The 21,336-nt window shown below is 70.8% G+C and carries 18 protein-coding genes, 1 pseudogene and 1 riboswitch; of the genes and pseudogenes, 6 read left to right on the top strand and 13 right to left on the bottom strand.

Annotated features, from left to right (window positions below; genetic code table 11):
• Nucleotides 1–56 precede the first annotated feature (56 nt).
• Nucleotides 57–530 carry a hypothetical protein gene (locus tag ACIBTS_RS28970; protein ID WP_352379130.1) on the bottom strand — a complete coding sequence of 158 codons (474 nt, stop codon included), beginning with the start codon at nucleotides 528–530 and terminating at the stop codon, nucleotides 57–59.
• Between the two features lie 102 nt (nucleotides 531–632).
• On the opposite strand from ACIBTS_RS28970, the pseudogene ACIBTS_RS28965 reads away from it, so the two are divergent.
• Both ACIBTS_RS28965 and ACIBTS_RS28960 read left to right on the top strand, forming a co-directional pair.
• Nucleotides 633–821 (top strand): annotated as a pseudogene (locus ACIBTS_RS28965) (IS5/IS1182 family transposase); the annotation flags it as partial.
• An 83-nt stretch (nucleotides 822–904) separates the two neighbouring features.
• Nucleotides 905–1,609: a hypothetical protein gene (locus ACIBTS_RS28960; RefSeq protein WP_399323213.1), complete on the top strand. Its 705-nt coding sequence runs from the start codon at nucleotides 905–907 to the stop codon at nucleotides 1,607–1,609.
• 54 nt (nucleotides 1,610–1,663) lie between these two features.
• Here ACIBTS_RS28960 and ACIBTS_RS28955 read toward each other — a convergent pair whose 3' ends face one another.
• Nucleotides 1,664–2,194 (bottom strand): hypothetical protein, encoded by a 531-nt coding sequence (locus tag ACIBTS_RS28955; protein ID WP_399323212.1) that lies wholly within the window; start codon nucleotides 2,192–2,194, stop codon nucleotides 1,664–1,666.
• 170 nt (nucleotides 2,195–2,364) lie between these two features.
• Between ACIBTS_RS28955 and ACIBTS_RS28950 the strand changes: the two genes are divergently transcribed.
• Nucleotides 2,365–3,615, top strand: a complete 1,251-nt coding sequence (locus ACIBTS_RS28950; RefSeq protein ID WP_399323269.1) for an IS701 family transposase — start codon at nucleotides 2,365–2,367, stop codon at nucleotides 3,613–3,615.
• Here the strand turns inward: ACIBTS_RS28950 and ACIBTS_RS28945 are convergent.
• The 6 genes from ACIBTS_RS28945 to ACIBTS_RS28920 form a co-directional block, all read right to left on the bottom strand.
• Nucleotides 3,599–3,973, bottom strand: coding sequence for a hypothetical protein (locus ACIBTS_RS28945; protein WP_399323210.1), 375 nt, complete (start codon nucleotides 3,971–3,973; stop codon nucleotides 3,599–3,601). The two genes, ACIBTS_RS28950 and ACIBTS_RS28945, sit on opposite strands and share 17 nt — an antisense overlap.
• 355 nt (nucleotides 3,974–4,328) lie before the next feature.
• Nucleotides 4,329–5,063, bottom strand: a complete 735-nt coding sequence (locus tag ACIBTS_RS28940) for an alpha/beta hydrolase (protein ID WP_399323209.1) — start codon at nucleotides 5,061–5,063, stop codon at nucleotides 4,329–4,331.
• 419 nt (nucleotides 5,064–5,482) lie between these two features.
• On the bottom strand, nucleotides 5,483–6,133 hold the full coding sequence (locus ACIBTS_RS28935) for a thymidine kinase (protein ID WP_319672433.1): 651 nt from the start codon (nucleotides 6,131–6,133) through the stop codon (nucleotides 5,483–5,485).
• 65 nt (nucleotides 6,134–6,198) lie between these two features.
• A complete protein-coding gene (locus tag ACIBTS_RS28930; protein WP_319672434.1) occupies nucleotides 6,199–7,389 on the bottom strand; it encodes an alkaline phosphatase family protein in 1,191 nt (396 codons plus the stop codon).
• The gene (locus tag ACIBTS_RS28925; protein WP_079659033.1) at nucleotides 7,389–7,985 is read right to left on the bottom strand and encodes a DUF5998 family protein; all 597 of its coding nucleotides are present in this window, start codon (nucleotides 7,983–7,985) and stop codon (nucleotides 7,389–7,391) included. The genes ACIBTS_RS28930 and ACIBTS_RS28925 overlap by 1 nt, the downstream gene beginning before the upstream one ends.
• 107 nt (nucleotides 7,986–8,092) lie before the next feature.
• Entirely contained in the window at nucleotides 8,093–10,906 is a 2,814-nt protein-coding gene (locus tag ACIBTS_RS28920; RefSeq protein WP_399323207.1) for a GNAT family N-acetyltransferase, read from the bottom strand.
• Between the two features lie 177 nt (nucleotides 10,907–11,083).
• Between ACIBTS_RS28920 and ACIBTS_RS28915 the strand changes: the two genes are divergently transcribed.
• Nucleotides 11,084–11,365 (top strand): HPr family phosphocarrier protein, encoded by a 282-nt coding sequence (locus ACIBTS_RS28915; RefSeq protein WP_079659035.1) that lies wholly within the window; start codon nucleotides 11,084–11,086, stop codon nucleotides 11,363–11,365.
• A gap of 126 nt (nucleotides 11,366–11,491) precedes the next feature.
• On the opposite strand, the gene ACIBTS_RS28910 is transcribed toward ACIBTS_RS28915, so the two are convergent.
• The 4 genes from ACIBTS_RS28910 to ACIBTS_RS28895 all read right to left on the bottom strand — a co-directional run bounded on the left by ACIBTS_RS28910 (nucleotide 11,492) and on the right by ACIBTS_RS28895 (nucleotide 16,256).
• A complete protein-coding gene (locus ACIBTS_RS28910; protein WP_399323205.1) occupies nucleotides 11,492–12,187 on the bottom strand; it encodes a GntR family transcriptional regulator in 696 nt (231 codons plus the stop codon).
• Between the two features lie 188 nt (nucleotides 12,188–12,375).
• On the bottom strand, nucleotides 12,376–13,119 hold the full coding sequence (locus ACIBTS_RS28905; RefSeq protein ID WP_399323203.1) for a M23 family metallopeptidase: 744 nt from the start codon (nucleotides 13,117–13,119) through the stop codon (nucleotides 12,376–12,378).
• Nucleotides 13,120–13,133: 14 nt separating this feature from the next.
• Nucleotides 13,134–13,299, bottom strand: a riboswitch (cyclic di-AMP (ydaO/yuaA leader).
• Nucleotides 13,300–13,521: 222 nt separating this feature from the next.
• The gene (locus ACIBTS_RS28900; RefSeq protein WP_399323202.1) at nucleotides 13,522–14,910 is read right to left on the bottom strand and encodes a M16 family metallopeptidase; all 1,389 of its coding nucleotides are present in this window, start codon (nucleotides 14,908–14,910) and stop codon (nucleotides 13,522–13,524) included.
• Nucleotides 14,907–16,256: a pitrilysin family protein gene (locus ACIBTS_RS28895; protein WP_319672439.1), complete on the bottom strand. Its 1,350-nt coding sequence runs from the start codon at nucleotides 16,254–16,256 to the stop codon at nucleotides 14,907–14,909. Before ACIBTS_RS28895 ends, ACIBTS_RS28900 begins: the two co-directional genes overlap by 4 nt.
• Nucleotides 16,257–16,526: 270 nt before the next feature.
• On the opposite strand from ACIBTS_RS28895, the gene ACIBTS_RS28890 reads away from it, so the two are divergent.
• Nucleotides 16,527–18,992: a DNA topoisomerase (ATP-hydrolyzing) subunit A gene (locus tag ACIBTS_RS28890; protein WP_399323200.1), complete on the top strand. Its 2,466-nt coding sequence runs from the start codon at nucleotides 16,527–16,529 to the stop codon at nucleotides 18,990–18,992.
• Between the two features lie 3 nt (nucleotides 18,993–18,995).
• Here ACIBTS_RS28890 and ACIBTS_RS28885 read toward each other — a convergent pair whose 3' ends face one another.
• The gene (locus tag ACIBTS_RS28885) at nucleotides 18,996–20,084 is read right to left on the bottom strand and encodes a CobW family GTP-binding protein (protein ID WP_399323198.1); all 1,089 of its coding nucleotides are present in this window, start codon (nucleotides 20,082–20,084) and stop codon (nucleotides 18,996–18,998) included.
• Between the two features lie 278 nt (nucleotides 20,085–20,362).
• On the opposite strand from ACIBTS_RS28885, the gene ACIBTS_RS28880 reads away from it, so the two are divergent.
• Complete coding sequence (locus ACIBTS_RS28880) at nucleotides 20,363–21,319, top strand: sucrase ferredoxin (RefSeq protein ID WP_399323196.1); 957 nt, start codon at nucleotides 20,363–20,365, stop codon at nucleotides 21,317–21,319.
• Nucleotides 21,320–21,336: the final 17 nt, after the last annotated feature.

The raw sequence follows: 21,336 nt of genomic DNA, 5'->3' as shown, positions 1-21,336 counted from the left end.
GGCACGCAGGGGCCCCGGGCCGGAGGACGGCATCTTGAAGCGGTCGAGAGATCCGTTCAGCCGATGGTGAAGCGCTGGTTCTGGGCGCCTCGGTCGCAGCGGGCAGTGCGGTAGTAGCCGTTGTCCTGCTGGTAGAGGCAGCGGCCCGTGCCGACGCTTTGGAGCATGATGGCGCTGCGGGCGGCGGGCTGGACGGTGCGCCACTTCTGGTATGAGCCGCCGTTACAGCGCAGGGGGTAGACGTCGCCCCGGTCATTGCTGTCGAGGCAGCGGCCCCAGAAGTTGTTCTTAAGAGTGGTGCTGGTGTTGAGGCGGCCGTTCCACTGCCACAGGAGGCTGCCGCGTCCGGTGGTGCAGCGGTCGCCCTTGAGGCCGGTTTCGGAGGTCTCGCGCAGGCAGTCACCGTAGCGGTAGTTCGCGAAGCGGCTGGTGGCGGTGGCAGCCGAGGCGGGTGTGGGGGTGAGGAGGGGGAGGGCGAGGCCGGCTGCGGCAATGAGGGCGGCGAAGGCTTTCCGGGTCGGACGGCGCACTGGGGGTCTCCATACAGTGGTTTTCAGAGGTACCTCGACAGCATCCCCGAACACCACCGCCTATGCCTGAAAAATGGGGAAAACCACCGGATCGGGCCGCTCATGCCGGCCGATCCGGTCCGGGGACGGCGCTGGGCCGATCACCGCGGCACGCTCGAGGCCATCGCGTGGCACCTCCCCGAGGAGCTCGGCTCGTTCCAGACGGCCCACAAGCGGCTGATCAGGTGGGCCGTCGACGACATCGGCTGGACCGCAGTGATCACTAATCGGACAGACACATCCGATCAACTGACCAACCCATCAAAGAGACACGCTCTAGCTCAGCTACTCCAGCCGTAGATCGTGATCTTCGCCGCCGCGCTGTCTTGCCGAGCATGCAGGCAGTGGACTGGGACGAGGTACGGGAACGGACCATCGTCCTCTACGCACGACAGGGAACGGACGCCAGCGGGCAAAGCGGTCTCCCACCAGCCTTGAGTGAGGCACAGGTACACCAGGTCGAGGAACAGTTCGGCGTGACGTTTCCCGACGACTGTCGTCAGTACCTGCTTCGTGTCAGCGCCGGTGGCCGGGTGCGCACGCTGCGGTTCGATGGGGCGCGCTGGGACTGGGACGGCGCCCGGCATGCGGACCACGCGAAGCTGCACGCCCCCTTCCCCGATCACGACACGGCGCTCGCGGCGAGTGAAGATCTTTGGGAGAAGGAGCCGAAGCGGGAGGACTATGCGTCGATCGCGGCGTACCAAGCTGATCACGATGCCTGGCGAGAAGCCGCCGATGCGGCCGAAGATGCTCGGGCTTGCGGGGCTGCCTTTCTCCACGACGACGGCTGCGGCTTCTCCACACTCCTGGTGATGAGCGGGCCCATGCGAGGAACCATGTGGTTCGATGGACGCGCGACCTGCGATCGCCTGAACCCGCTGTTGAACGATGCCCGCCAACCCGCGAGTTTTGTGACCGCAGGACACAGCGGGGATCCTGCCCGCTGGCTGGAGGCGTTCGAGGGGCTCATGGGCCGGATCGCTGGCCGGTTCTCCCGGGTCGATCGTGATCTTGCGTCTTGTGATGGCGAAGGCTGAGGGCGTGCCACCCGTCAACGGCAGTGCCTCGGCCTGGCCGGATGCGCTGTCGCGTTACATGTTCCGGCAGGCCCTGGACTTGAACTCGGCTATGGAGACGGTGACTACGGAATCGTCGCCGTTGCCCGAGATGCTGTCGTAGCGGATCTTTCCTGGGGTGAGCCGATCCCGGTCGGCCAGGGTGAAGGAGACCTCTTGCGATGACCACGAGTTGTCTTTGGTCCAGCCGTAGAGCACGTAGGCGGTCTTGGCGCTGAGCGGAGCCAGAGATGTGGTCGAGGTCCAACCGACGGCAGGAGAATCGAGGGTCCAGGTAGCGAGACCGGGCCTGAGGGAACGGTCGGCGGTCCATGAACCGACCGTCGCGGTCTTGTTGACGTCGTCGCTGTCCACGTAGAGGGTCGCGCCATCGATCTGATGTCCGCAGACCATCATGACGCCGAGCAGATGGCCGTCGCCGGTCACGGAGATACCGGCGACGGCATCGACGGGAACCGTGCATCCTGAGGTTGTGGCCAAGGCCGCGCCGGCCACGATGGCACCGGCGAATCGCCGAAACACCGGCCGTGAAGTGATCGACCACATGGTCAGCCCCCTGCCCAGCGCGCGTGGGCCCTCTGACCCCGGATGGCAGGGGGCAAGCGTCGCGGATGCGGCCACCCGTTGATCATCGGTGTGTGAAGACAGAAGATCAGGCGGTGGCCGCGGGGCACAGCATAGATCCCGCCCCCTGGCAGGACATGTTTGAGGCCCTGATGGGCCGCATCGCGGGACGGTTCACCTGCGTGGAGCCACGGCGGCGGGCACGGGAGTTCGTGCTCGGGCTCTTGTCGGACCTGCCACGCAAGAACTGCTGGACGCCGGCCGAGCACGCCGGCGACGCTACTCCGTACGGCCTGCGGCATCTGCTGTCGAGGGCGAAATGGGATGCAGATGCGGTCCGGGACGATCTGCGTAGCTTCGTCATCGAGCAACTGCATGATGATGCGGTGTTGGTGGTCGATGAGACCGGCGACCTGAAGAAGGGCACCGCCACGGTCGGCGTGCAGCGACAGTACACCGGCGCTGCTGGGCGCATCGAGAACAGCCAAGTCGCCGTCTACCTTGCCTATTCCAACCGACGCGGGCACGCGGCGATAGCCCGGGAACTGTATGTGCCGCGCTCGTGGATCACGGATGCGGACCGCTGCAGGTTGGCAGGGGTTCCCGAGGATGTCGGCTTCGCCACGAAGCCCGCGCTCGCCGTCCGTATGATCGACCGGACCCTGGACGCCGGGATCCGTGCAGCCTGGGTGACCGCGGACGAGGTCTACGGAGGCAATCCGCAGCTGCGGAGCGCGCTGGAACAGCGCCAGGTCGGCTACGTCCTCGCGGTGGCTTGCGATCACCAGATCGCCACCCGGGCGGGCAAGGTGCGGGCCGATGCTCTGGCCAAGAAGGTGCCGAAACGAGCCTGGCAGAAACTCTCCGCAGGCGCCGGAGCCAAGGGGCACCGCTTCTACGACCGGGCCCTGGCCGACGTTGCCGACGACCAGCCCGGTCACCGTCATCTGCTCGTTCGCCGCAACCGCAACAGCGGCGAACTCGCCTTCTACCGCTGCTACTCCGCTGCCCCGGTGCCGCTGGCCACGCCGGTGCGGGTGGCCGGCCGCAGGTGGACCGTCGAGGAGACATTCCAGGCCGCCAAGGGCCTGGCCGGGCTGGATGAGCACCAGGTCAGACGCTGGACGTCCTGGCTCCGCTGGGTCACCCTCGCGATGCTCGCCCATGCGTTCCTGGCCGCAGTCGCCGCAAACCAACACGACCACCGTCCGGCCGCGGGCGAGTTGATCCCGTTGACCTGCAACGAGATCCAGCACCTGTTCGCCGCGCTCATCACCATCGTCCGCCCAGCCGCACATCACCTCGGCTGGTCCGTCTGGCGACGACGCCATCAAGCCCGGTCCCGGGCGGAACGGAACGCCGCACCACTCCGGGCGCCGGAGCAGGTCACAGGCGGGTGGTGAACCGGCCGTCGGGCAGTTTGCGCAGCCAGCCGCGATCGACGAGTCTGACCAGCTTCCCGCGCAGTGGCTCCAGCTTGCCCCGCACGCTGACGTCGATTCCCAGCGCGTCGCCGACCTGCCGGGCCATGACCGGTCCGGCGGCCTGCCGCACGGCGGCGAGAATGCGCTGGTAGTCCGGCGGAAGGGCGGTCTCCTCCGCGCCTGACGTGCGGTGCGGGATCAGCATCACCGTTCGTCCGCCCACCTGCCCGGGTGCTGGCGCGACCGAGGTGCGTTCGTCGGCGAGCTGCTCGCTCATCCGCTCAAGGACTCGCTCAGCGACGGCGAGTTCATCCCGCTCGGCCCGTATCTCCGTCAACTGCTTGGCCAGTTGCTCTTCGAGTTCGTCCAGTTCCGCGCGCCGCGCGGTGATCCGTTCCAGCAGCTCGGGATCCAGCGTGCACAGATCGTAGAAGCCCGTTGATGGCGCTCTCCGGGAAAGGGTGTGATCGAGTGGCTTTGTTCACGAGCCGACAACACCTGGACATGAGTTCGGGCAGCACTCGAAGCTCTGCAGACGTCGAGCAATTCATGGCTTCGGGCACCACGGGCCCCTGCCAAGAGTCTGGCAGGGGCCCGTGGTGTAGTGAACGGAGGAGGGCCGTGACCTGTCCTAGATGAGCAGCCTCCTGGCCAACATGGCTACCGTCTGCTGGTGGCCTGACGGCCCGGCGTCACTTCAGGTGTCGGGTGAAGAACTGGGCCGCGGCGTCCCCTGCGAACTGCGGGACGCCGGCGTGCCCACCCATATTGGCGTGCAGCGTCTTCTCCTTGGAGCCGAAGGCGTCGAACAGGTCCAGGGCCGCCTGCCGGTCGTTCCCTTCGTCGTCCCACTGCAGCAGGACGTGCAGCGGAATGGTGACCTGGCGGGCCTCCTCGAACATGGCCCGGGGGACGAAACTCCCGGCGAACAGAACGGCGGCCGAGACGCGCGGTTCGACCACCGCCAGCCGGGTCCCGATGGAGATCACTCCCCCCGAGTACCCGACCGGGCCGCCGATCTCGGGCAGCGACAGGAGGGCGTCCAGGGCGGCCTGCCATTCCGGGACCGATTTGTCGACCAGCGGGAGGATGAGGGCATCGATGATCTCGTCGGTGACCGGCTCTCCGGCCTCCATCGCCCGGCGCAGATCGGCGAGGGCCTGCTCGGCGGCGGGCCAACGCGGCCGGTCGCCGCGTCCGGGGAGCTCGATGGTGGCCGTGGCGAAGCCGTCCGCCGCAGCGTGCCGGGCCCGGGCCACCAGCCGGGGGTACGTCTTGCGCAGCCCGAGAGGAGGGGGGCTGAGCAGGATCAGCGGCGCCGGTGCGGACGCGGATGCGGGCGTCCACAGGATGCCGGGGATCTCACCGAGGGTGAACTCACGCTCGAGGACAGCGTCGTCGAGACGCAGTTCAGAAGTGAATTGCATGGTCGTGCCTTTCGGGAGTGCCATTGAACGGCGCTCCCGGACGACCTATCGCCCGACCGTGACCCCGGAGGGGAGCACCCATGTCGATACGTTCACGGGTACCACCTCCTCGCTCTCCTGCACGGCCTCCGGAAACGTAGCAGTGGCTGCTGTGGTTCCGCCAACGGGTTTTTGCGGAAGCTCTGTGGCCGAACACCACGGCGTCGGAGTCACGCCTGTCACTGATCGGGAAGCGCACGCCCGCCACCGATTCGAGCACCGAAAAACCGGCAATCAACCGCTGACGGACGATCTACTGCGCAGACAGCCGCCCATGACCAGCGTGAGCACTCTGAGCACCGGTCACACCAGCCCTGCTGACCAGCGATGTTCAGGTTGGCGGGGGCTCAGTGAACCGCGGCGTATCGGGCCGACACCTTTCAATCTGAGGCAATGGGCAGGACGTCCGGTGAGAGCGCGCCGGCGCGGGCGGAAACGCTCGTCATGCGGCGACGGTGGTGACGTCGACACAGCACCTCGTAACCGACCTCCGCGGTGGGGCCGTTCACATCACCGACGACAACCTGCTCACCCTCCATGACCATCTCGCCACCCACCGTGCGGGCGTTGTGCGTGGCACGTGCCCCGCACCAGCACATCGCCTCGACCTGAAGGGTCTCGATCCGGTCCGCCAGCTCGATCAGCCGCTGCGAGCCCGGGAAGAGCCTGGTCCGAAAGTCGGTCGTGATACCGAAGGCGAAGACATCGAGGCCCAGGTCGTCCACGACCCGCGCCAGCTGATCTATCTGCTCCGACGCCAGGAACTGCGCCTCATCCACGATCAGATAGTCGACCTTGTCGCCCTGCGACATACGCCCCACGACATAGGCGTACAGATCCATCCCCGGCGCCGCCTCGACAGCATCCGTCACCAGGCCGAGCCGCGAGGACAGCTTCCCCTCTCCCGCCCGGTCATCACGCGTGAAGATCACGCCCTGTAGACCCCTTGCCGACCGATTGTAGATTCGCTGTAGAGCAAGCGTCGACTTCCCGCAGTCCATGGTTCCGGAGAAGAACACCAGCTCGGGCATGGGGAGTCGAGCGCCTTTCGGTGACGGGGAAGGTGAAGCTGGGCGGGAGAAACGGTTCCGGGGCTTCAGGAGCGTACTTCGAGCAGGGGGACCAACTGCTCGGCAGGGGTCATCGAGCCGTGGTTGCCGACCATCGCCGACTCCTTGGGCTCCCGTTCGGAGGCGATGATCAGGACGTCGTCCCGGGCGGCCGCGACCACATCGCCGAGGCGCGCGTACACCCGCTCGTCGATCCGCGGCCCGAACCAGCCCGCGGCGATCGCCTCCTCCCGGGAGGCCACCCAGAACTGCTCGCCGAGCACCTCGCGCCAGCAGGTCAGGACGTCGTCCTCGGCGCCCGGTACGGCGTAGACGTGGCGGGCGCGGCCCTCGCCGCCCAGCAGGGCGACCCCGGCGCGCAGCTCCCAGTCCGCGTCGAAGTCGATGCGGTGCTCCTCGTCGAAGGGCACGTCGACCATGCCGTGGTCGGCGGTGACGTAGAGCGCGCTGCGCGGCGGGAGTTGCTCGGCCAGGCGCTGGACGAGCCGGTCGACGTACATGAGCTGGCCGCGCCAGGTGTCGGAGGCGACGCCGTAGCGGTGCCCCGCGCCGTCCAGTTCGGCGTAGTACGTGTAGACGAGGGAGCGGTCGCCGGCGGCGAGTTGCTCGGCGGCGAGGTCCATCCGCTCCTCGCCGGTGAGACGCCCGTGAAACGTTCCGCCGCTGAGCGCGACCTTGGTCAGCGGGGTGTTCTGGAACGCCGGGGACGACACCTGGGCGGCGTGCACGCCCGCCTCGTGGGCGAGCTGGAAGACCGTGGGGTACGGCTGCCAGGCGGCCGGCGCGGTCCACGGCTGCCAGCGGAGCTGGTTCATCAGCTCGCCGGTGGCCGGGTTGCGCACGGTGTAGCCGGGCAGGCCGTGGGCGCCCGGCGGAAGGCCGGTGCCGACGGAGGCGAGGGAGGTCGCGGTGGTCGCCGGGTAGCCGGCGGTGAGCGGGCGTCCGGTGCCGCCGCGCGAGCCGGCGAGGAGCGCGTGCAGATAGGGCGCCTCGTCGGCGTGGTCCTTGATCTGCTCCCAGCCGAGGCCGTCGATCAGGAAGACGCAGTTGCGGTCGGCCGGGGTCAGTTCCGGGATCGCCGCGCTCGTGCCGGGTACGCCCATGCCCGCCGCCAGGGTGGGCAGCAGATCGGCGAGGGAGCCGGAGCCGTACTCGGGGACGGGGGCGGAGCCGACGGCGAGCGGTTCGGGGTAGTCCCAGGGGGCGAACTGAGCCATCAGCGGGTGACGTCCGCGGTGGCCTCGGAGAGCGACTGCGCGAAGGCGAGCGCCTGGCGCACCGTCTCCGGGCCGTCCCCGGCCTCGCTGACGCGCAGGCTCAGGTCGTCCGCCGTGGAGTTGCCGGTGTAGCCGTGGTCGGCGTCGCAGTTGGGGTCGCCGCAGGCGGCCGGTTCCAGGTCGATGCGGGAGACGGCGCCCCAGCCGATGGTCAGCACGACCTCGCGCGGCAGCGTGCCCGGCGCGTACGACTCCGGGTTGGCGACCACGCGGCTGAGCACGACCGAGGAGATCCGGCCGAGCTTCACGGACTCCGTCGACGTCGTGGCGTACGGCGTCGGGGAGGTGGTGTCGGCGGCCTGCTCGTCGGTGTGGCTGACGATGAAGCGGTTGCCGGTGAGCACCAGCACGGTCACGTGCCGGCGCACCTCGTTCTGGTCGAACGTGGTCTCCTGGTGGACCAGGAACGACCGGATCGGCTCGCCGCCCACAGCGGCCTCCACCGCCTCGGCCACGAGGGCCGGGTAGTAGCCGCTGCGCTCGATCGCCGCGCGCAGCCCCTGGGTCGTCGTACTGGTCTTGGCCATGCCCTCCATCCTACGGGGACCCACTGACTGCGAGGCACCGCGCGCGGCTGCTTCCGTCGGTCGGCGACGTCCGCCTGCGGCGCGCTCTCCTCAGTACGTCGAGTACGTCGGCGGGCTCAGTACGTCGGCAGGGTCCTGGGTCCGAGGTCGTCGCGCGCGGGCGCAGGCGCGAGGCGTACGGAGGCGCCGAGGACGCTCAGGCCGTGCGGGGCGACGACGACCGGCTCCAGGGTGACCGCGACGACCTCGGGGTGGTCGTCGACCAGCCGGGACACGCGCAGCAGCAGCTCCTCCAGGGCGGGGGTGTCGACGGGTGTCGAGCCGCGCCAGCCGAAGAGGAGGGGGGCGGTGCGGATGGAGCGGATCAGCGAGGTCGCGTCGCGGTCGGTGACCGGCACCAGCCGGTGCGCCATGTCGCCGAGCAGTTGCGAGGCTGCCCCGGCGAGTCCGAAGGACAGCACGGCGCCGGCCGCCGGGTCGATGACCGCGCGGACGACGGTGTCGACGCCGCGCGGGGCCATCGACTGCACGACCGGGCGGAGCTCCTCCGGCTTGCCGAAGAGTTCGGTCAACTCGGCGTACGCCCGGCGCAGTTGCTCCTCGTCGGCCAGGTCGAGGCGGACGCCGCCCAGGTCGGCGCGGTGGCGCAGATGCGGGGCGGTGGCCTTGAGGGCGACGGGGTAGCCGAGGGCGCCCGCGGCGCGTGCGGCCTCGTCCGGGGTGGGCGCGGGGATCGCCCGGCGGGTGCGGATGCCGTAGCGGCCGAGCAGCTCGCAGGTCTCGTCGGCGCCGAGGGTGAGGCCCTGTCCGCGCGCGAGGAGCCCGCCGATCAGTGCGGCGGCGCCCTTCTCGTCGATGTCCTCGTACTCGGGGACCTTGCCGGGGTCGGCCGCCTCGCGCCGCCACTGGGCGTACTTGACGGCCTCGGCGAGGGCGCGGACGGCGCGTTCGGCGGCGGGGAAGGCGGGGATCAGGTGTGCTCCCTCGGGCGCCTCCACGGGGGCCGGCCACCGGGTTCCGGTGGCTTCCGCCGCGGCCCGCGCGTGGGGGGTCGCTTCGGCGCGCGGCGCGGTGCTCGCCGCCGCGGACAGGGCCGCCGCGAGCCCGCCGAGTTCCACGTGGACGACGAGCACCGGCTTGGCGGGAGCGGCGGCCGCGGCCGAACGCAGGGCCTGCGCGAGTGCGGCGTCCCCGGGCGACGCCTCCCCGATCGCCGGGATCGCCGTCACGACCACCGCGTCGCAGGTCTCGTCGGCCAGCGCCCGCGCGAGGGCCGCGTGGAAGTCCTCCGCGGACGCCTCCGTCGTCAGGTCCAGCGGGGGCAGCGGGCGCAGGCCTTCGGAGAGGCAGGCGTCGTAGGTCAGCAGGCCCAGCGACTCGGAGTTGCCGAGGATCGCCACCCGCGGTCCCGTCGGCAGCGGTTGGCGGGCGAGCAGCAGACCCGCGTCGACCAGCTCGGTGATGGTGTCCACGCGGATCACGCCGGCCTGCCGCAGCAGCGCCGACACCGTCGCGTGGGGCAGCCGCGTCGCCCGCACGGCGTGCCCCTGGGGGGCGGAACCGGCGCCCTGGACGACGACCAGGGGCTTGGCGGCCGCCGTGCGCCGGGCGAGGCGGGTGAACTTGCGCGGGTTGCCGATGGACTCCAGGTACATCAGCGCGACGTCGGTGTCGGGGTCGTCGTACCAGTACTGCAGGACGTCGTTGCCGGAGACGTCCGCGCGGTTGCCGGAGGAGACGAAGGTGGACACGCCGGTGACGCCGGTGACGCCCGCGCCGCGCCGGTGGAGGCGGGACAGCAGGGCGATACCGATGGCGCCGGACTGGGCGAAGAGCCCGATCCGGCCGGGCCTCGGCATCTGAGGGGCGAGGGAGGCGTTGAGCCGCACCTGCGGGGAGGTGTTGATGACCCCGAAGGCGTTGGGGCCGATGATCCGCATGCCGTACGCGCGCGCGTGGCGGACGAGTTCGCGCTGGCGCTCGCGCCCGTCGGGACCGCTCTCGGCGTACCCGGCGGAGAGGACCACGAGTCCCTGCACGCCGTGCTCGCCGCACTCGGCGACGGCCTCGGGCACATGCTCGGCCGGGACGGCGAGGACCGCGAGGTCGACGGGCCCCGCTATGTCGCGCACGAAGCGGTGGGCGGGCACGCCGTCGAGCTCCTTCAGGTCCTCGGAGAAGGCCTTGTTCACGGCGTACAGGCGGCCGGTGAAGCCGGCCTCCCGGAGGTTGCCGAGGACGCTTCTGCCTACGCCGCCGGGTGTGCGGCCGGCGCCGACGACGGCGACCGAGCCGGGCGCGAGCAGCCGCCGTACGGAGTGCGCCTCCGCGCGTTGCTCCCGCGCGCGCTGCACGGCGAGGGAGCGCTCGGTGGGTTCGAGGTCGAACTCCAGGCGGACGACGCCGTCCTCGAAGCTGCGCTTCTGGGTGTAGCCGGCGTCCGTGAACACCTTGATCATCTTGGTGTTGGCGGGGAGCACCTCGGCGGCGAAGCGGCGGATGTCGCGCTCGCGCGCGACGGCCGCGATGTGTTCGAGGAGCGCGGAGGCGACACCGCGGCCCTGGTGGGCGTCCTGCACGAGGAAGGCGACCTCGGCCTCGTCGGCGGGCGCGGAGGCGGCCATGCCGTCGGCGCCAATGCGGTCATAGCGTACGGTTGCGATGAACTCGCCGCCGATGGTGGCCGCGAGTCCCACCCGGTCCACAAAGTCGTGGTGCGTGAAGCGGTGGACGTCCTTCGCGGACAGGCGCGGGTAGGGCGCGAAGAAGCGGTAGTACTTCGACTCGTCCGAAACCTGCTCGTAGAAGCTGACCAGGCGCTCGGCGTCATCGACGGTGATGGGGCGGATGCGTGCGGTGCCGCCGTCGCGCAGCACCACGTCGGCCTCCCAGTGGGCGGGGTACTCGTGCCGGTCCGACGCGCTCTGCATGGGGCCCAGAGTACGGCTCGCGTCCGACAACGGCGCGAGGCAGTCTGTGGAGGACGGATGCCGGATCGAGGCCGCGATCCGGCGACCGCGCGGGACGGGTCGTCGAGGACCCGTCCCTCACACGCTTCACGTGTGGAACACTGGTCTAGACAACCTGAACCTGAAGGGCAGCATCACATGGCTGAGCGCCGCGTCAACGTCGGCTGGGCCGAGGGCCTTCACGCCCGCCCCGCTTCCATCTTCGTCCGGGCCGCCACGGCCGCAGGTATCCCGGTGACGATCGCCAAGGCCGACGGCAACCCCGTCAACGCGGCCTCCATGCTGGCCGTGCTCGGCCTGGGCGCCCAGGGCGGCGAGGAGATCGTCCTCGCCTCCGAGGCCGAGGGGGCGGACGTCGCTCTCGACCGTCTCGCGAAGCTGGTCGCCGAGGGTCTCGAGGAACTCCCCGAGACCGTCTGATCAACCCCTGGTAATTGAGGTTGCGGGGCTCGTCCGAATTATCGGGCGAGCCCTTCGCATTTCCCGTCCGCGGGCAGCAGAAATAATCCCCCGCGAATTATCTCCTCTTTGTATACGGCTCTCGTGTTAATGCCGCACGCTTGTCATGTTTACGGGAGGTTGCGAAGTCCTCACACGGTCGATGCGCTCCGGTCCGCCGGAAAAGCGCAGTCGGTGCGCGGCCGTCGTGCGCTCGGTGTGCAGCGCCGTGATCGCCCGCGCGCGCTCATGGTCGCCGCGCGCCACCGCGTCCACGATCGCCCCGTGCTCGGCCCAGGACTCCACCGGGTTGGCCGGCGCCTCCACCGCGTACATCCAGGCGATCTTGTGGCGCAGCTGGGTGAGCATCGACGTCAGGGCATGGCTTCCGGAGGACTGGGCGAGCGTCTCGTGGAACCAGCCGCCCAGGGAGCGCAGATCCTCGCTGCTGCCCCTCCTGGCCCGCTCCTGGCCCAGCCGGACGAGGCCGCGCAGCACCTTCAGATGGGCCTCCGTGCGCCGCTGGGCGGCCCGGGCGGCGCCGAGCGGCTCCAGGAGCATGCGCATCTCCAGCACGTCCGCGGCCTCCTGCTCGGTCGGCTCCGCGACGCACGCGCCCGCGTGCCGCCGCGTCACGACGAAGCCCTCGGCCTCCAGCGTGCGCAGCGCCTCCCGGACGGGGACGCGGGAAACGCCGTAGCGGCGGGCGAGGAGTTCCTCGGTGAGGCGGCTGCCGCGCTCGTAGACACCCGAGACGATGTCGTCCCGGACGGCCGTGCACACCGAGTGCGCCGGAATACGCATGACGGACCTCCGCCTTAATCCCCGTGAAACGTCGACGATTGACGTGTGTTCCGTGACTCTATTGCAATGAGCGGGAATTTCCGATGGCGGGCCGGAATCCATGGATATTTTTTGGACAGCAGGGCATCGAAAACGGCGAAAGCCCCGGCCGGGAGGGCCGGGGCTGGACGATCTGTCGCCGTGCGCCGTCAGACGTTCACACCGTGCTGGCGGAGGTAGGCGACCGGGTCGATGTCCGAGCCGTACTCCGCCGTGGTGCGGGCCTCGAAGTGCAGATGCGGACCGGTGACGTTGCCGGTCGCGCCGGACAGGCCGATCTGCTGGCCGGGAGTGACCTGCTGGCCCACCGAGACGCCGATGGACGACAGGTGCCCGTACTGGGTGTACGTGCCGTCGTTCATCTTGATGACCACCTGGTTGCCGTACGACCCGCCCCAGCCGGCCTCGACGACGGTGCCCAGGCCGACCGCGTGCACCGTGGTGCCGGTCGCGGCGTGGAAGTCGATGCCGGTGTGACTGCCGGAGGACCACAGCGAACTGCTGGCGTGGTAGCCGGTGGAGACGTAGGAACCCGTGATCGGCAGCACGAAGGCGTTGAGCCGCTTGCGCTCGGCCTCACGGGCGGCACGCACGCGTGCCTCGCGCTCCTCGACGGCCTTCTTGGCGGCCGCCTCACGTGCGGCCTGCTCGTAGGCGGCCTTCTTCTGCACGGCGACCTGGTCGTCGATCTGGTCGGCGACGGCCTCGCCGGCGGTGACGACGGGGATCAGCCCGGTCTGCTCGGGGGTGGGCTCGGCGGCGAAGGCCGGGGCGGAGGCGACGGTGGCCATGACACCGGTGGTGGTGAGCGCCGCGACGCCCGCGGCGCGCGCGGTGGTGCGCTGCATCCGGCTGGGCCGACGGTGCTTCCCGGTGGCGCAGGTGAACGCCATGAAGTGGGGGGTGTCCTTTCCTTCCCTCTCGCCTACCGGGTTAGCTGACGGGTTCGGAGCAGGAAGGTCTCCTACGGACCCCCTCGCGGCTCGCGCGGGCGTCCGATTCACCCCAGGGACTTCACGTGGGTCCCCGGCTCCCCTGGCTCGCGCCGTACGGGGACTCGGCGATGACTGTCCGCTGCCGCGGCTGCGGCGCACTGCCTGACGAACAGCCCGGACGAAGCTAAGCGGGACGGGTTTCAATCCTCAAACGAATCCCGGTTTTTGTAGCGCATGCCACAGGGCAGACAGGCAACCTCCGCCTCAATTCGGACACGCAGAGGCCCTGATGACGTTTCCGTCGGCCAGGGCCCCTGCGTGCGCGTGCCGTTGGCGCGGCCACCGCGCCCGCCGGTCCGCCTACTCGGCGGACACGACCTTCACCGCGCCGATGCCGAGGGCCTCCACCGGCTCCTTGATCCGGGCCGCGTCACCGACCAGGACGGTCACCAGCCGGTCCACCGGGAAGGCGTTCACGGCCGCCGCGGTGGCCTCCACGGTGCCGGTCGCGGCGAGCTGCTGGTACAGCGTCGCCTGGTAGTCGTCGGGCAGGTGCTGCTCGACCTGGTCGGCCAGCGTGCCCGCGACGGCCGCGGCGGTCTCGAACTTCAGCGGCGCCACCCCGACCAGGTTCTGCACGGCGACGTCACGCTCGGCGTCGGTCAGGCCGCCCTCGGCGAGGGTGCGCAGCACCTTCCAGAGGTCCTCCAGGGCGGGACCGGTGTTCGGGGTGTCCACGGAGCCGCTGATGGCGAGCATCGCGGCGCCAGAGCCGTCCGGCGCGGACCGCAGGACCTGCCCGAAGGCGCGAACACCGTAGGTGTAGCCCTTCTCCTCGCGCAGGACGCGGTCCAGGCGGGAGGTGAGGGTGCCGCCGAGGCAGTACGTGCCGAGCACCTGCGCGGGCCACACGCGGTCGTGCCGGTCGGCGCCGATCCGGCCGATCAGCAGCTGCGTCTGGACGGCGCCGGGGCGGTCCACGATGACGACCCTGCCGGTGTCGTCGGCGGTGACCGGCGGCACCGGCCGCGGCTGGGCCGAGGAGCCCGTCCAGGCGCCCAGGGTGTCGCCGAGGAGGGCGTCCAGGTCCACGCCGGTGAGGTCGCCGACGACCACGGCGGTGGCCGTTGCGGGGCGCACATGCCTCTCGTAGAACGCGCGCACGGCGGCGGAGTCGATCTTCTCGACCGTCTCCACGGTGCCCTGGCGCGGGCGCGACATGCGCGCGGTGGCCGGGAACAGCTCCCTGGAGAGCTCCTTGGCGGCGCGCCGCGAGGGGTTGGCGAGCTCGTGCGGGATCTCGTCCAGGCGGTTGCGGACGAGACGCTCGACCTCGCTGTCGGCGAACGCGGGCGCCCTGAGGGCGTCGGCGAGCAGACCGAGGCCCTTGGGCAGGCGCGAGGCCGGCACTTCGAGGCTGAGGCGGACGCCGGGGTGGTCGGCGTGCGCGTCCAGGGTGGCGCCGCAGCGCTCCAGTTCGGCGGCGAACTCCTCGGCGGAGTGCTTGTCGGTGCCCTCGGAGAAGGCGCGCGCCATGATCGTGGCGACGCCGTCGAGGCCGGCCGGTTCGGCGTCCAGGGGCGCGTCGAGGAGGATCTCGACGGCGACGACCTGCTGGCCGGGGCGATGGCAGTGCAGCACGGTCAGGCCGTTGGCCAGCGCTGCGCGGTCGGGCGCCGGGAACGCCCACGGCTTGGCCTCGCCCGCCGCGGGCTGGGGGTGGAAGTCCATCGTGGCGAGCTCGGTCACCGGGCCGCCTCCTCGTTCTCGTCCTGGTCGGCGGGGGCTTCGGCGGCGGTCGGCTCGTAGACGAGCACCGCGCGGTTGTCGGGGCGCAGGCGGGCCTTGGCGACCTCCTGCACCTCCTCGGACGTCACGTCCAGCACCCGCTGGACGGCGGTCAGGGCGAGCTGCGGGTCGCCGAACAGGACGGCGTAGCGGCACAGTTCGTCGGCGCGGCCGGCGACCGTGCCGAGCCGGTCGAGCCACTCGCGCTCCAACTGGGCCTGGGCGCGCTCCATTTCCTCGGCCGTGGGGCCCTCCTCGGCGAACCGGGCGAGCTCCTCGTCGATGGCGGTCTCGATGACGGGCACCTCGACGTCACCGGACGTCTTCACGTCCAGCCAGCCCAGGGAGGGCGCGCCGGCGAGCCGCAGCAGGCCGAAGCCGGCCGCCACAGCCGTACGGTCGCGGCGCACGAGCCGGTTGTACAGGCGGGAGGACTCGCCGCCGCCCAGGATGGTGAGCGCCAGGTCGACGGCGTCGCACGCGCGCGTGCCGTCCTCGGGCAGGCGGTAGGCGGCCATCAGGGCGCGGGCCGGCACCTCCTCCTCGACGATCTCGCGCAACTGCTCGCCGATGACGTCGGGCAGCGAGCCGTCGCGGGGCTCGGGCTTGCCGTCGTGGCCGGGGATGGAGCCGAAGTACTTCTCGACCCAGGCGAGGGTCTCCTCGGGGTCGATGTCGCCGACCACGGACAGGACCGCGTTGTTGGGCGCGTAGTACGTCCGGAAGAACGCGCGCGCGTCCTCCAGGGTCGCCGCGTCCAGGTCGGCCATCGAACCGATCGGCGTGTGGTGGTAGGGGTGGCCGTCCGGGTAGGCGAGAGCCGTCAGCTTCTCGAAGGCCGTGCCGTAGGGGACGTTGTCGTAGCGCTGGCGGCGCTCGTTCTTGACGACGTCGCGCTGGTTCTCCATCGACTCGTCGTCGAGCGCCGCGAGCAGCGAGCCCATGCGGTCGGCCTCCAGCCAGAGGGCGAGCTCCAGCTGGTGGGCGGGCATGGTCTCGAAGTAGTTGGTGCGCTCGAAGCTGGTGGTGCCGTTGAGCGAGCCACCCGCTCCCTGGACCAGCTCGAAGTGGCCGTTGCCCTTGACCTGTCCGGAGCCCTGGAACATCAGGTGCTCGAAAAGGTGAGCAAGGCCGGTGCGACCCTTGACTTCGTGTCGTGAACCGACGTCGTACCAGAGGCACACCGCCGCGACGGGGGTCAGGTGGTCCTCCGAGAGCACCACGCGCAGGCCGTTGGCCAGGCGGTGCTCGGTCGCTGTCAGGCCCCCGGAGCCTGCCTGGGCTGTGGCCGTGTGACCCATGGGCATGTACGTCCCTTCCGATCGCGGACGCGGTCGTCGAAACCGCGGTTTTCCTGCCGGTCCTGCCACTGTATGCAAGCGTGTGGACGGTCGGCGAAGTTCCCGGGGACATACGCCGAGAGCGAGATCGCGTAGCCTGCGGACAGCCGTGGAGGAGGTGCCTCTGCGTGCGGGGCCCGACGGCCGACGCCGGGTCCTCGCCCGCGCTGTCAGTGGCACGGTCCACAATGGTCCGCGTCAGATCCCGTCACACGCCCCAGCAAGGAGCCGGCAGCGATGGCCCGCCGCAGCACGAAGACCCCGCCGCCCGACGACTCGTACGAGGAGCGGATCCTCGACATCGACGTCGTCGACGAGATGCAGGGCTCCTTCCTCGAGTACGCGTACTCGGTCATCTACTCCCGCGCCCTGCCGGACGCCCGCGACGGCCTGAAGCCGGTGCATCGCCGCATCGTCTACCAGATGAACGAGATGGGCCTGCGCCCCGAGCGCGGTTACGTCAAGTGCGCCCGGGTCGTCGGCGAGGTCATGGGCAAGCTGCACCCGCACGGCGACGCGTCGATCTACGACGCCCTGGTGCGCATGGCCCAGCCGTTCTCCATGCGCGTGCCGCTGGTCGACGGCCACGGCAACTTCGGCTCGCTGGGCAACGACGACCCGCCGGCCGCCATGCGGTACACCGAGTGCCGCCAGGCCGAGGCGACGAGCCTGATGACCGAGTCGATCGACGAGGACACGGTCGATTTCGCGCCGAACTACGACGGCCAGGAGCAGGAGCCGGTGGCGCTGCCCGCCGCGTTCCCGAACCTGCTGGTCAACGGCGCCTCCGGGATCGCCGTCGGCATGGCCACGAACATGCCGCCGCACAATCTGGGCGAGGTCATCGCGGCCGCCCGCCACCTGATCCGCTACCCGGGCGCCGACCTGGACGCCCTGATGAAGTACGTCCCGGGCCCCGACCTGCCCACCGGCGGCCGGATCGTCGGCCTCTCCGGCATCCGGGACGCCTACGAGAGCGGTCGCGGCACCTTCAAGATCCGCGCCACGGTCTCGGTGGAGACGGTGACGGCCCGCCGCAAGGGCCTGGTCATCACCGAACTGCCCTTCACCGTCGGCCCCGAGAAGGTCATCGCCAAGATCAAGGACCTGGTCGGCTCGAAGAAGATCCAGGGCATCGCCGACGTCAAGGACCTCACCGACCGCGCGCACGGCCTGCGTCTGGTCATCGAGATCAAGAACGGCTTCGTGCCGGAGGCGGTGCTGGAGCAGCTCTACAAGCTGACGCCGATGGAGGAGTCCTTCGGCATCAACAACGTGGCGCTGGTCGACGGCCAGCCGCTCACGCTCGGCCTCAAGGAACTCCTGGAGGTCTACCTCGACCACCGGTTCAACGTCGTGCGGCGGCGCAGCGAGTTCCGCCGCGGCAAGCGCCGTGACCGGCTGCACCTGGTGGAGGGCCTGCTCACCGCCCTCGTCGACATCGACGAGGTCATCCGGCTGATCCGCTCCAGCGAGAACAGCGCGGAGGCGAAGCAGCGCCTGATGGAGCGTTTCTCGCTCTCGGAGATCCAGACCCAGTACATCCTGGACACCCCGCTGCGCCGACTCACCAAGTTCGACCGCATCGAGCTGGAGGCGGAGAAGGAGAGGCTCAACGCGGAGATCGCCGAGCTGACCCGGATCCTGGACTCGGACGCGGAGCTGCGCAAGCTGGTCTCGGCCGAACTGGCCGCGGTGGCGAAGAAGTTCGGCACCGAGCGCCGTACGGTCCTGCTGGAGTCGTCGGGCACCACGGCCACCGCCGTACCGCTCCAGGTGGCGGACGACCCGTGCCGCGTCCTGCTGTCCTCCACGGGCCTGCTGGCCCGCACGGCGAACGGCGAGCCCTTCGGGGAGAACGCCGAGGACGCGGACGGCCGACGCACCAAGCACGACGTGATCGTCTCGGCGGTGCCGGCCACCGCGCGCGGGGAGATCGGCGCGGTCACCTCCTCGGGCCGGCTGTTGCGGATCAACGTCGTCGACCTGCCGCAGCTGCCGGACACGGCGACGGCGCCGAACCTGTCGGGCGGCGCCCCGCTCGCGGAGTTCGTCTCCCTGGAGGGCGACGAGACGGTGGTCTGTCTGACCACCCTCGACGAGTCGTCCCCGGGCCTGGCGATCGGCACGGAACAGGGCGTGGTCAAGCGGGTCGTGCCCGACTACCCGACCAACAAGGACGAGCTCGAGGTCATCACCCTGAAGGACGGCGACCGGATCGTCGGCGCCGTCGAGCTGACCACCGGCGAGGAGGACCTCGTCTTCATCACCGACGACGCCCAACTGCTGCGCTACCAGGCCTCGCAGGTGCGCCCGCAGGGCCGGGCGGCGGGCGGTATGGCGGGCATCAAGCTCACCGAGGGCGCGAAGGTGATCTCGTTCACGGCCGTGGACCCCGCGGCGGACGCGGTGGTCTTCACCATCGCGGGCTCGCGCGGCACGCTGGACGACTCCGTGCAGACGACCGCCAAGCTCACCCCCTTCGACCAGTATCCGCGCAAGGGCCGCGCCACCGGCGGTGTGCGCTGCCAGCGGTTCTTGAAGGGCGAGGACTGTCTGTCGCTGGCCTGGGCGGGCCCCGTCCCGGCCAAGGCGGCGCAGAAGAACGGCCTGCCCGCCGACCTGCCGGAGATGGACCCGCGCCGTGACGGCTCGGGCGTGTCCCTGTCGAAGACGGTGTCGGTGGTGGCGGGGCCGGTCTAGGCCTCAGCCACCGACCTCAGCTTCGGCCTCGTGGAAGGGCTCGTCGTCGGGGTCCTGGACGTAGCGGAGGACGCCCCACATGCCGTGCTCGTCGGCGTGTGGGGCGTCGTTCTGCGACGCCTCGAGCTCCTTGCCGAGGGCGGCGGTGTCGACGCCGGAACCGATGAGGACGAGTCGGGTGAGGCGGGCCTCCGCGGCGGGCCAGGGCTCCGGGTAGAAGCGGAGGAAGCGGCCGACTGCGTGCACGGCGTACCGGTTGGCCGGGTCGTTCGGGCCGAAGTCGACGTACCCCTTGATGCGGTACAGCCCCTCGGGCCGGCTGTCGAGGAACCCCATCAGGCGGCGCGGGTCGAGAGGGGCCTCGGAGGTGAAGGAGAGGCTGTCGTAGGCGGTGTGAAGGTGGCCGGCGTGATCGCTTCCGCCGTGGTCGTGCAGGTCGTGGTCGTGCAGGTCGTCGAAGGAGAGCTGTCCGACGCGCTCCTCGCTCGGCCGGCAGTCGAAGAGGAACTCCGGGTCGATGCGGCCGTAGGTGGCGGGGACGACGGCGGCACGGTCGGTGAGGGACCGGACGAGCCCCAGGACGCGGTCGGCGTCGGGCGCGCGGTCGAGTTTGTTCACCACGACCAGGTCGGCGAGGGCGAGATGCCGGTCGACCTCGGGATGCCTGGCCCGGGTCGTGTCGAACTCGGCGGCGTCGACGACCTCGACGAGCCCGCCGTAGACGATGCCGGGATGCTCGCTGGCCAGCACCATCCGCACGAGTTCCTGGGGCTCGGCAAGACCGCTGGCCTCGATGACGATGACGTCGATGCCGGCGGCCGGCGCGGCGAGCCGTTCGAGGTAGACGTCGAGCTCGCTGGCGTCGACGGCACAGCACAGGCAGCCGTTGCCGAGGGAGACGGTGGAGTCGCCGAGCGCTCCGGCCACGGCCATGGCGTCGATCTCGATGGCGCCGAAGTCGTTCACGATCGCGCCGATACGGCTGCCGCCGCTGCGATGCAGGAGGTGGTTGAGCAGGGTCGTCTTGCCGGAGCCGAGGAATCCGGCGAGCACGACGACCGGGATCTGCTGCGGACTGCGACTCTGCGACACCTGCGACTTCTCCGAACACTGCGCGTGCGCCGGCCCGCGGCCCGGCGCACGTCCGAGGACTGACTGCGGCCCCAGAATACGAGCCGGAAGAACCCCCACGCAGTGAAGGATCGTCAGCAGCGCCGGCCGGACAGTCGGCGGCGACCGCCCTCCAGGGGTGCGGCCCGATCATGAGCGGGCCCTCGGGCACGCGCACGCGTGCTCGCGCGGCTGGACACCCGCCCCGCTCGGGCGGGGCCGGAAGCCGCTCCGCGTCAAGTCAGGTTAGGCTCACCTCTGTGAGTACGTGCGCGACCGTCTCGCGGGACCTCGACGAGCCCATTTCCGGAACCGCGGCCACGGCGACAACCTGGCTCCTCCTGGAACAGCCCGGGCCCTGGGGCGCGAAAGCGCTGGTCTCGAGCCACCTGGACCCCGTCCTGGGCCGGGCCCTTGAGGCCGCCGCGCAGGACACGGGCGTACGCGTCGCGCTCATCCGGCGTCCTGGACGCCACGCGGACCTCGGCGCCGCACGCCTGCGGCAGGTGTACGCGGCGCACACCGTCCCCGGCAGGGTGTGGCTGCACAGCGCCACGACCCACGACCCCCGGCAGCTGCTCGGCCTCGACTTCGCCGCGCTCGGCCGGGGCGACCACCACACCTTCGACCGGGTGCTGCGGGGCCGGCCCCACACGGGCGACCCGCTCGCCCTCGTCTGCACCAACGGCAAGCGCGACCGCTGCTGCGCGCTCCTCGGCCGTCCGCTGGCCGCGGAACTCGCCGCCTCCGGGGTGCGGGGCGCCTGGGAGGTCACTCATCTGGGGGGTCACCGCTTCTCCCCCACCCTGCTCGTCCTGCCACACGGGTACGCGTACGGCCGCGCCGAGGCACACGCCGTCAAGGAGGTCCTGCACGGCGTCCAGGAGGGGCGGATCGTCGTGGAGGGGTGTCGTGGGAGCTCGGCCTGGGAGCGGCCCGGCCAGGCGGCGGAGCTGGCGGTGCGCGCGGCCACCGGCGAAGACGCGGCGGAGGCGCTGAGCGTCGTGCGGACCAGCGCCGTCCGGACCCTCGGCGGCGCGCCGCGCTGGGAGGTGACCGTCGCGCACACCGACGGACGCCTCTGGCAGGTCGAGGTGGCCCAGAGCCAGGCGGAGCCGCCCCGGCCGGAAAGCTGCGGCGCCTCGGTCCTCGGTTCACCTGCGCGGATGGACGTGGTCGCGGTGCGTGAACCGGTGGGGACGGCACTGGCCGTCTGAGATCCGCACCACCCACC

The sequence above is a fragment of the Streptomyces sp. NPDC050121 genome (assembly GCF_044460385.1).
GTDB classification, from domain to species: domain Bacteria; phylum Actinomycetota; class Actinomycetes; order Streptomycetales; family Streptomycetaceae; genus Streptomyces; species Streptomyces soliscabiei.
The sequence above is the reverse complement of the archived record's forward strand: the minus strand, read 5'-3'. Positions and strand labels throughout refer to the sequence as shown.

Coding starts and splice junctions, on each gene's coding strand:
- ACIBTS_RS28960 (WP_399323213.1), top strand. CDS start 905: ATGCAGGCAGTGGACTGGGACGAGGTACGGGAACGGACCATCGTCCTC.
- ACIBTS_RS28955 (WP_399323212.1), bottom strand. CDS start 2,194: ATGTGGTCGATCACTTCACGGCCGGTGTTTCGGCGATTCGCCGGTGCC.
- ACIBTS_RS28950 (WP_399323269.1), top strand. CDS start 2,365: ATGGGCCGCATCGCGGGACGGTTCACCTGCGTGGAGCCACGGCGGCGG.
- ACIBTS_RS28940 (WP_399323209.1), bottom strand. CDS start 5,063: ATGCAATTCACTTCTGAACTGCGTCTCGACGACGCTGTCCTCGAGCGT.
- ACIBTS_RS28935 (WP_319672433.1), bottom strand. CDS start 6,133: ATGCCCGAGCTGGTGTTCTTCTCCGGAACCATGGACTGCGGGAAGTCG.
- ACIBTS_RS28930 (WP_319672434.1), bottom strand. CDS start 7,389: ATGGCTCAGTTCGCCCCCTGGGACTACCCCGAACCGCTCGCCGTCGGC.
- ACIBTS_RS28925 (WP_079659033.1), bottom strand. CDS start 7,985: ATGGAGGGCATGGCCAAGACCAGTACGACGACCCAGGGGCTGCGCGCG.
- ACIBTS_RS28920 (WP_399323207.1), bottom strand. CDS start 10,906: ATGCAGAGCGCGTCGGACCGGCACGAGTACCCCGCCCACTGGGAGGCC.
- ACIBTS_RS28915 (WP_079659035.1), top strand. CDS start 11,084: ATGGCTGAGCGCCGCGTCAACGTCGGCTGGGCCGAGGGCCTTCACGCC.
- ACIBTS_RS28910 (WP_399323205.1), bottom strand. CDS start 12,187: ATGCGTATTCCGGCGCACTCGGTGTGCACGGCCGTCCGGGACGACATC.
- ACIBTS_RS28905 (WP_399323203.1), bottom strand. CDS start 13,119: ATGGCGTTCACCTGCGCCACCGGGAAGCACCGTCGGCCCAGCCGGATG.
- ACIBTS_RS28895 (WP_319672439.1), bottom strand. CDS start 16,256: ATGCCCATGGGTCACACGGCCACAGCCCAGGCAGGCTCCGGGGGCCTG.
- ACIBTS_RS28890 (WP_399323200.1), top strand. CDS start 16,527: ATGGCCCGCCGCAGCACGAAGACCCCGCCGCCCGACGACTCGTACGAG.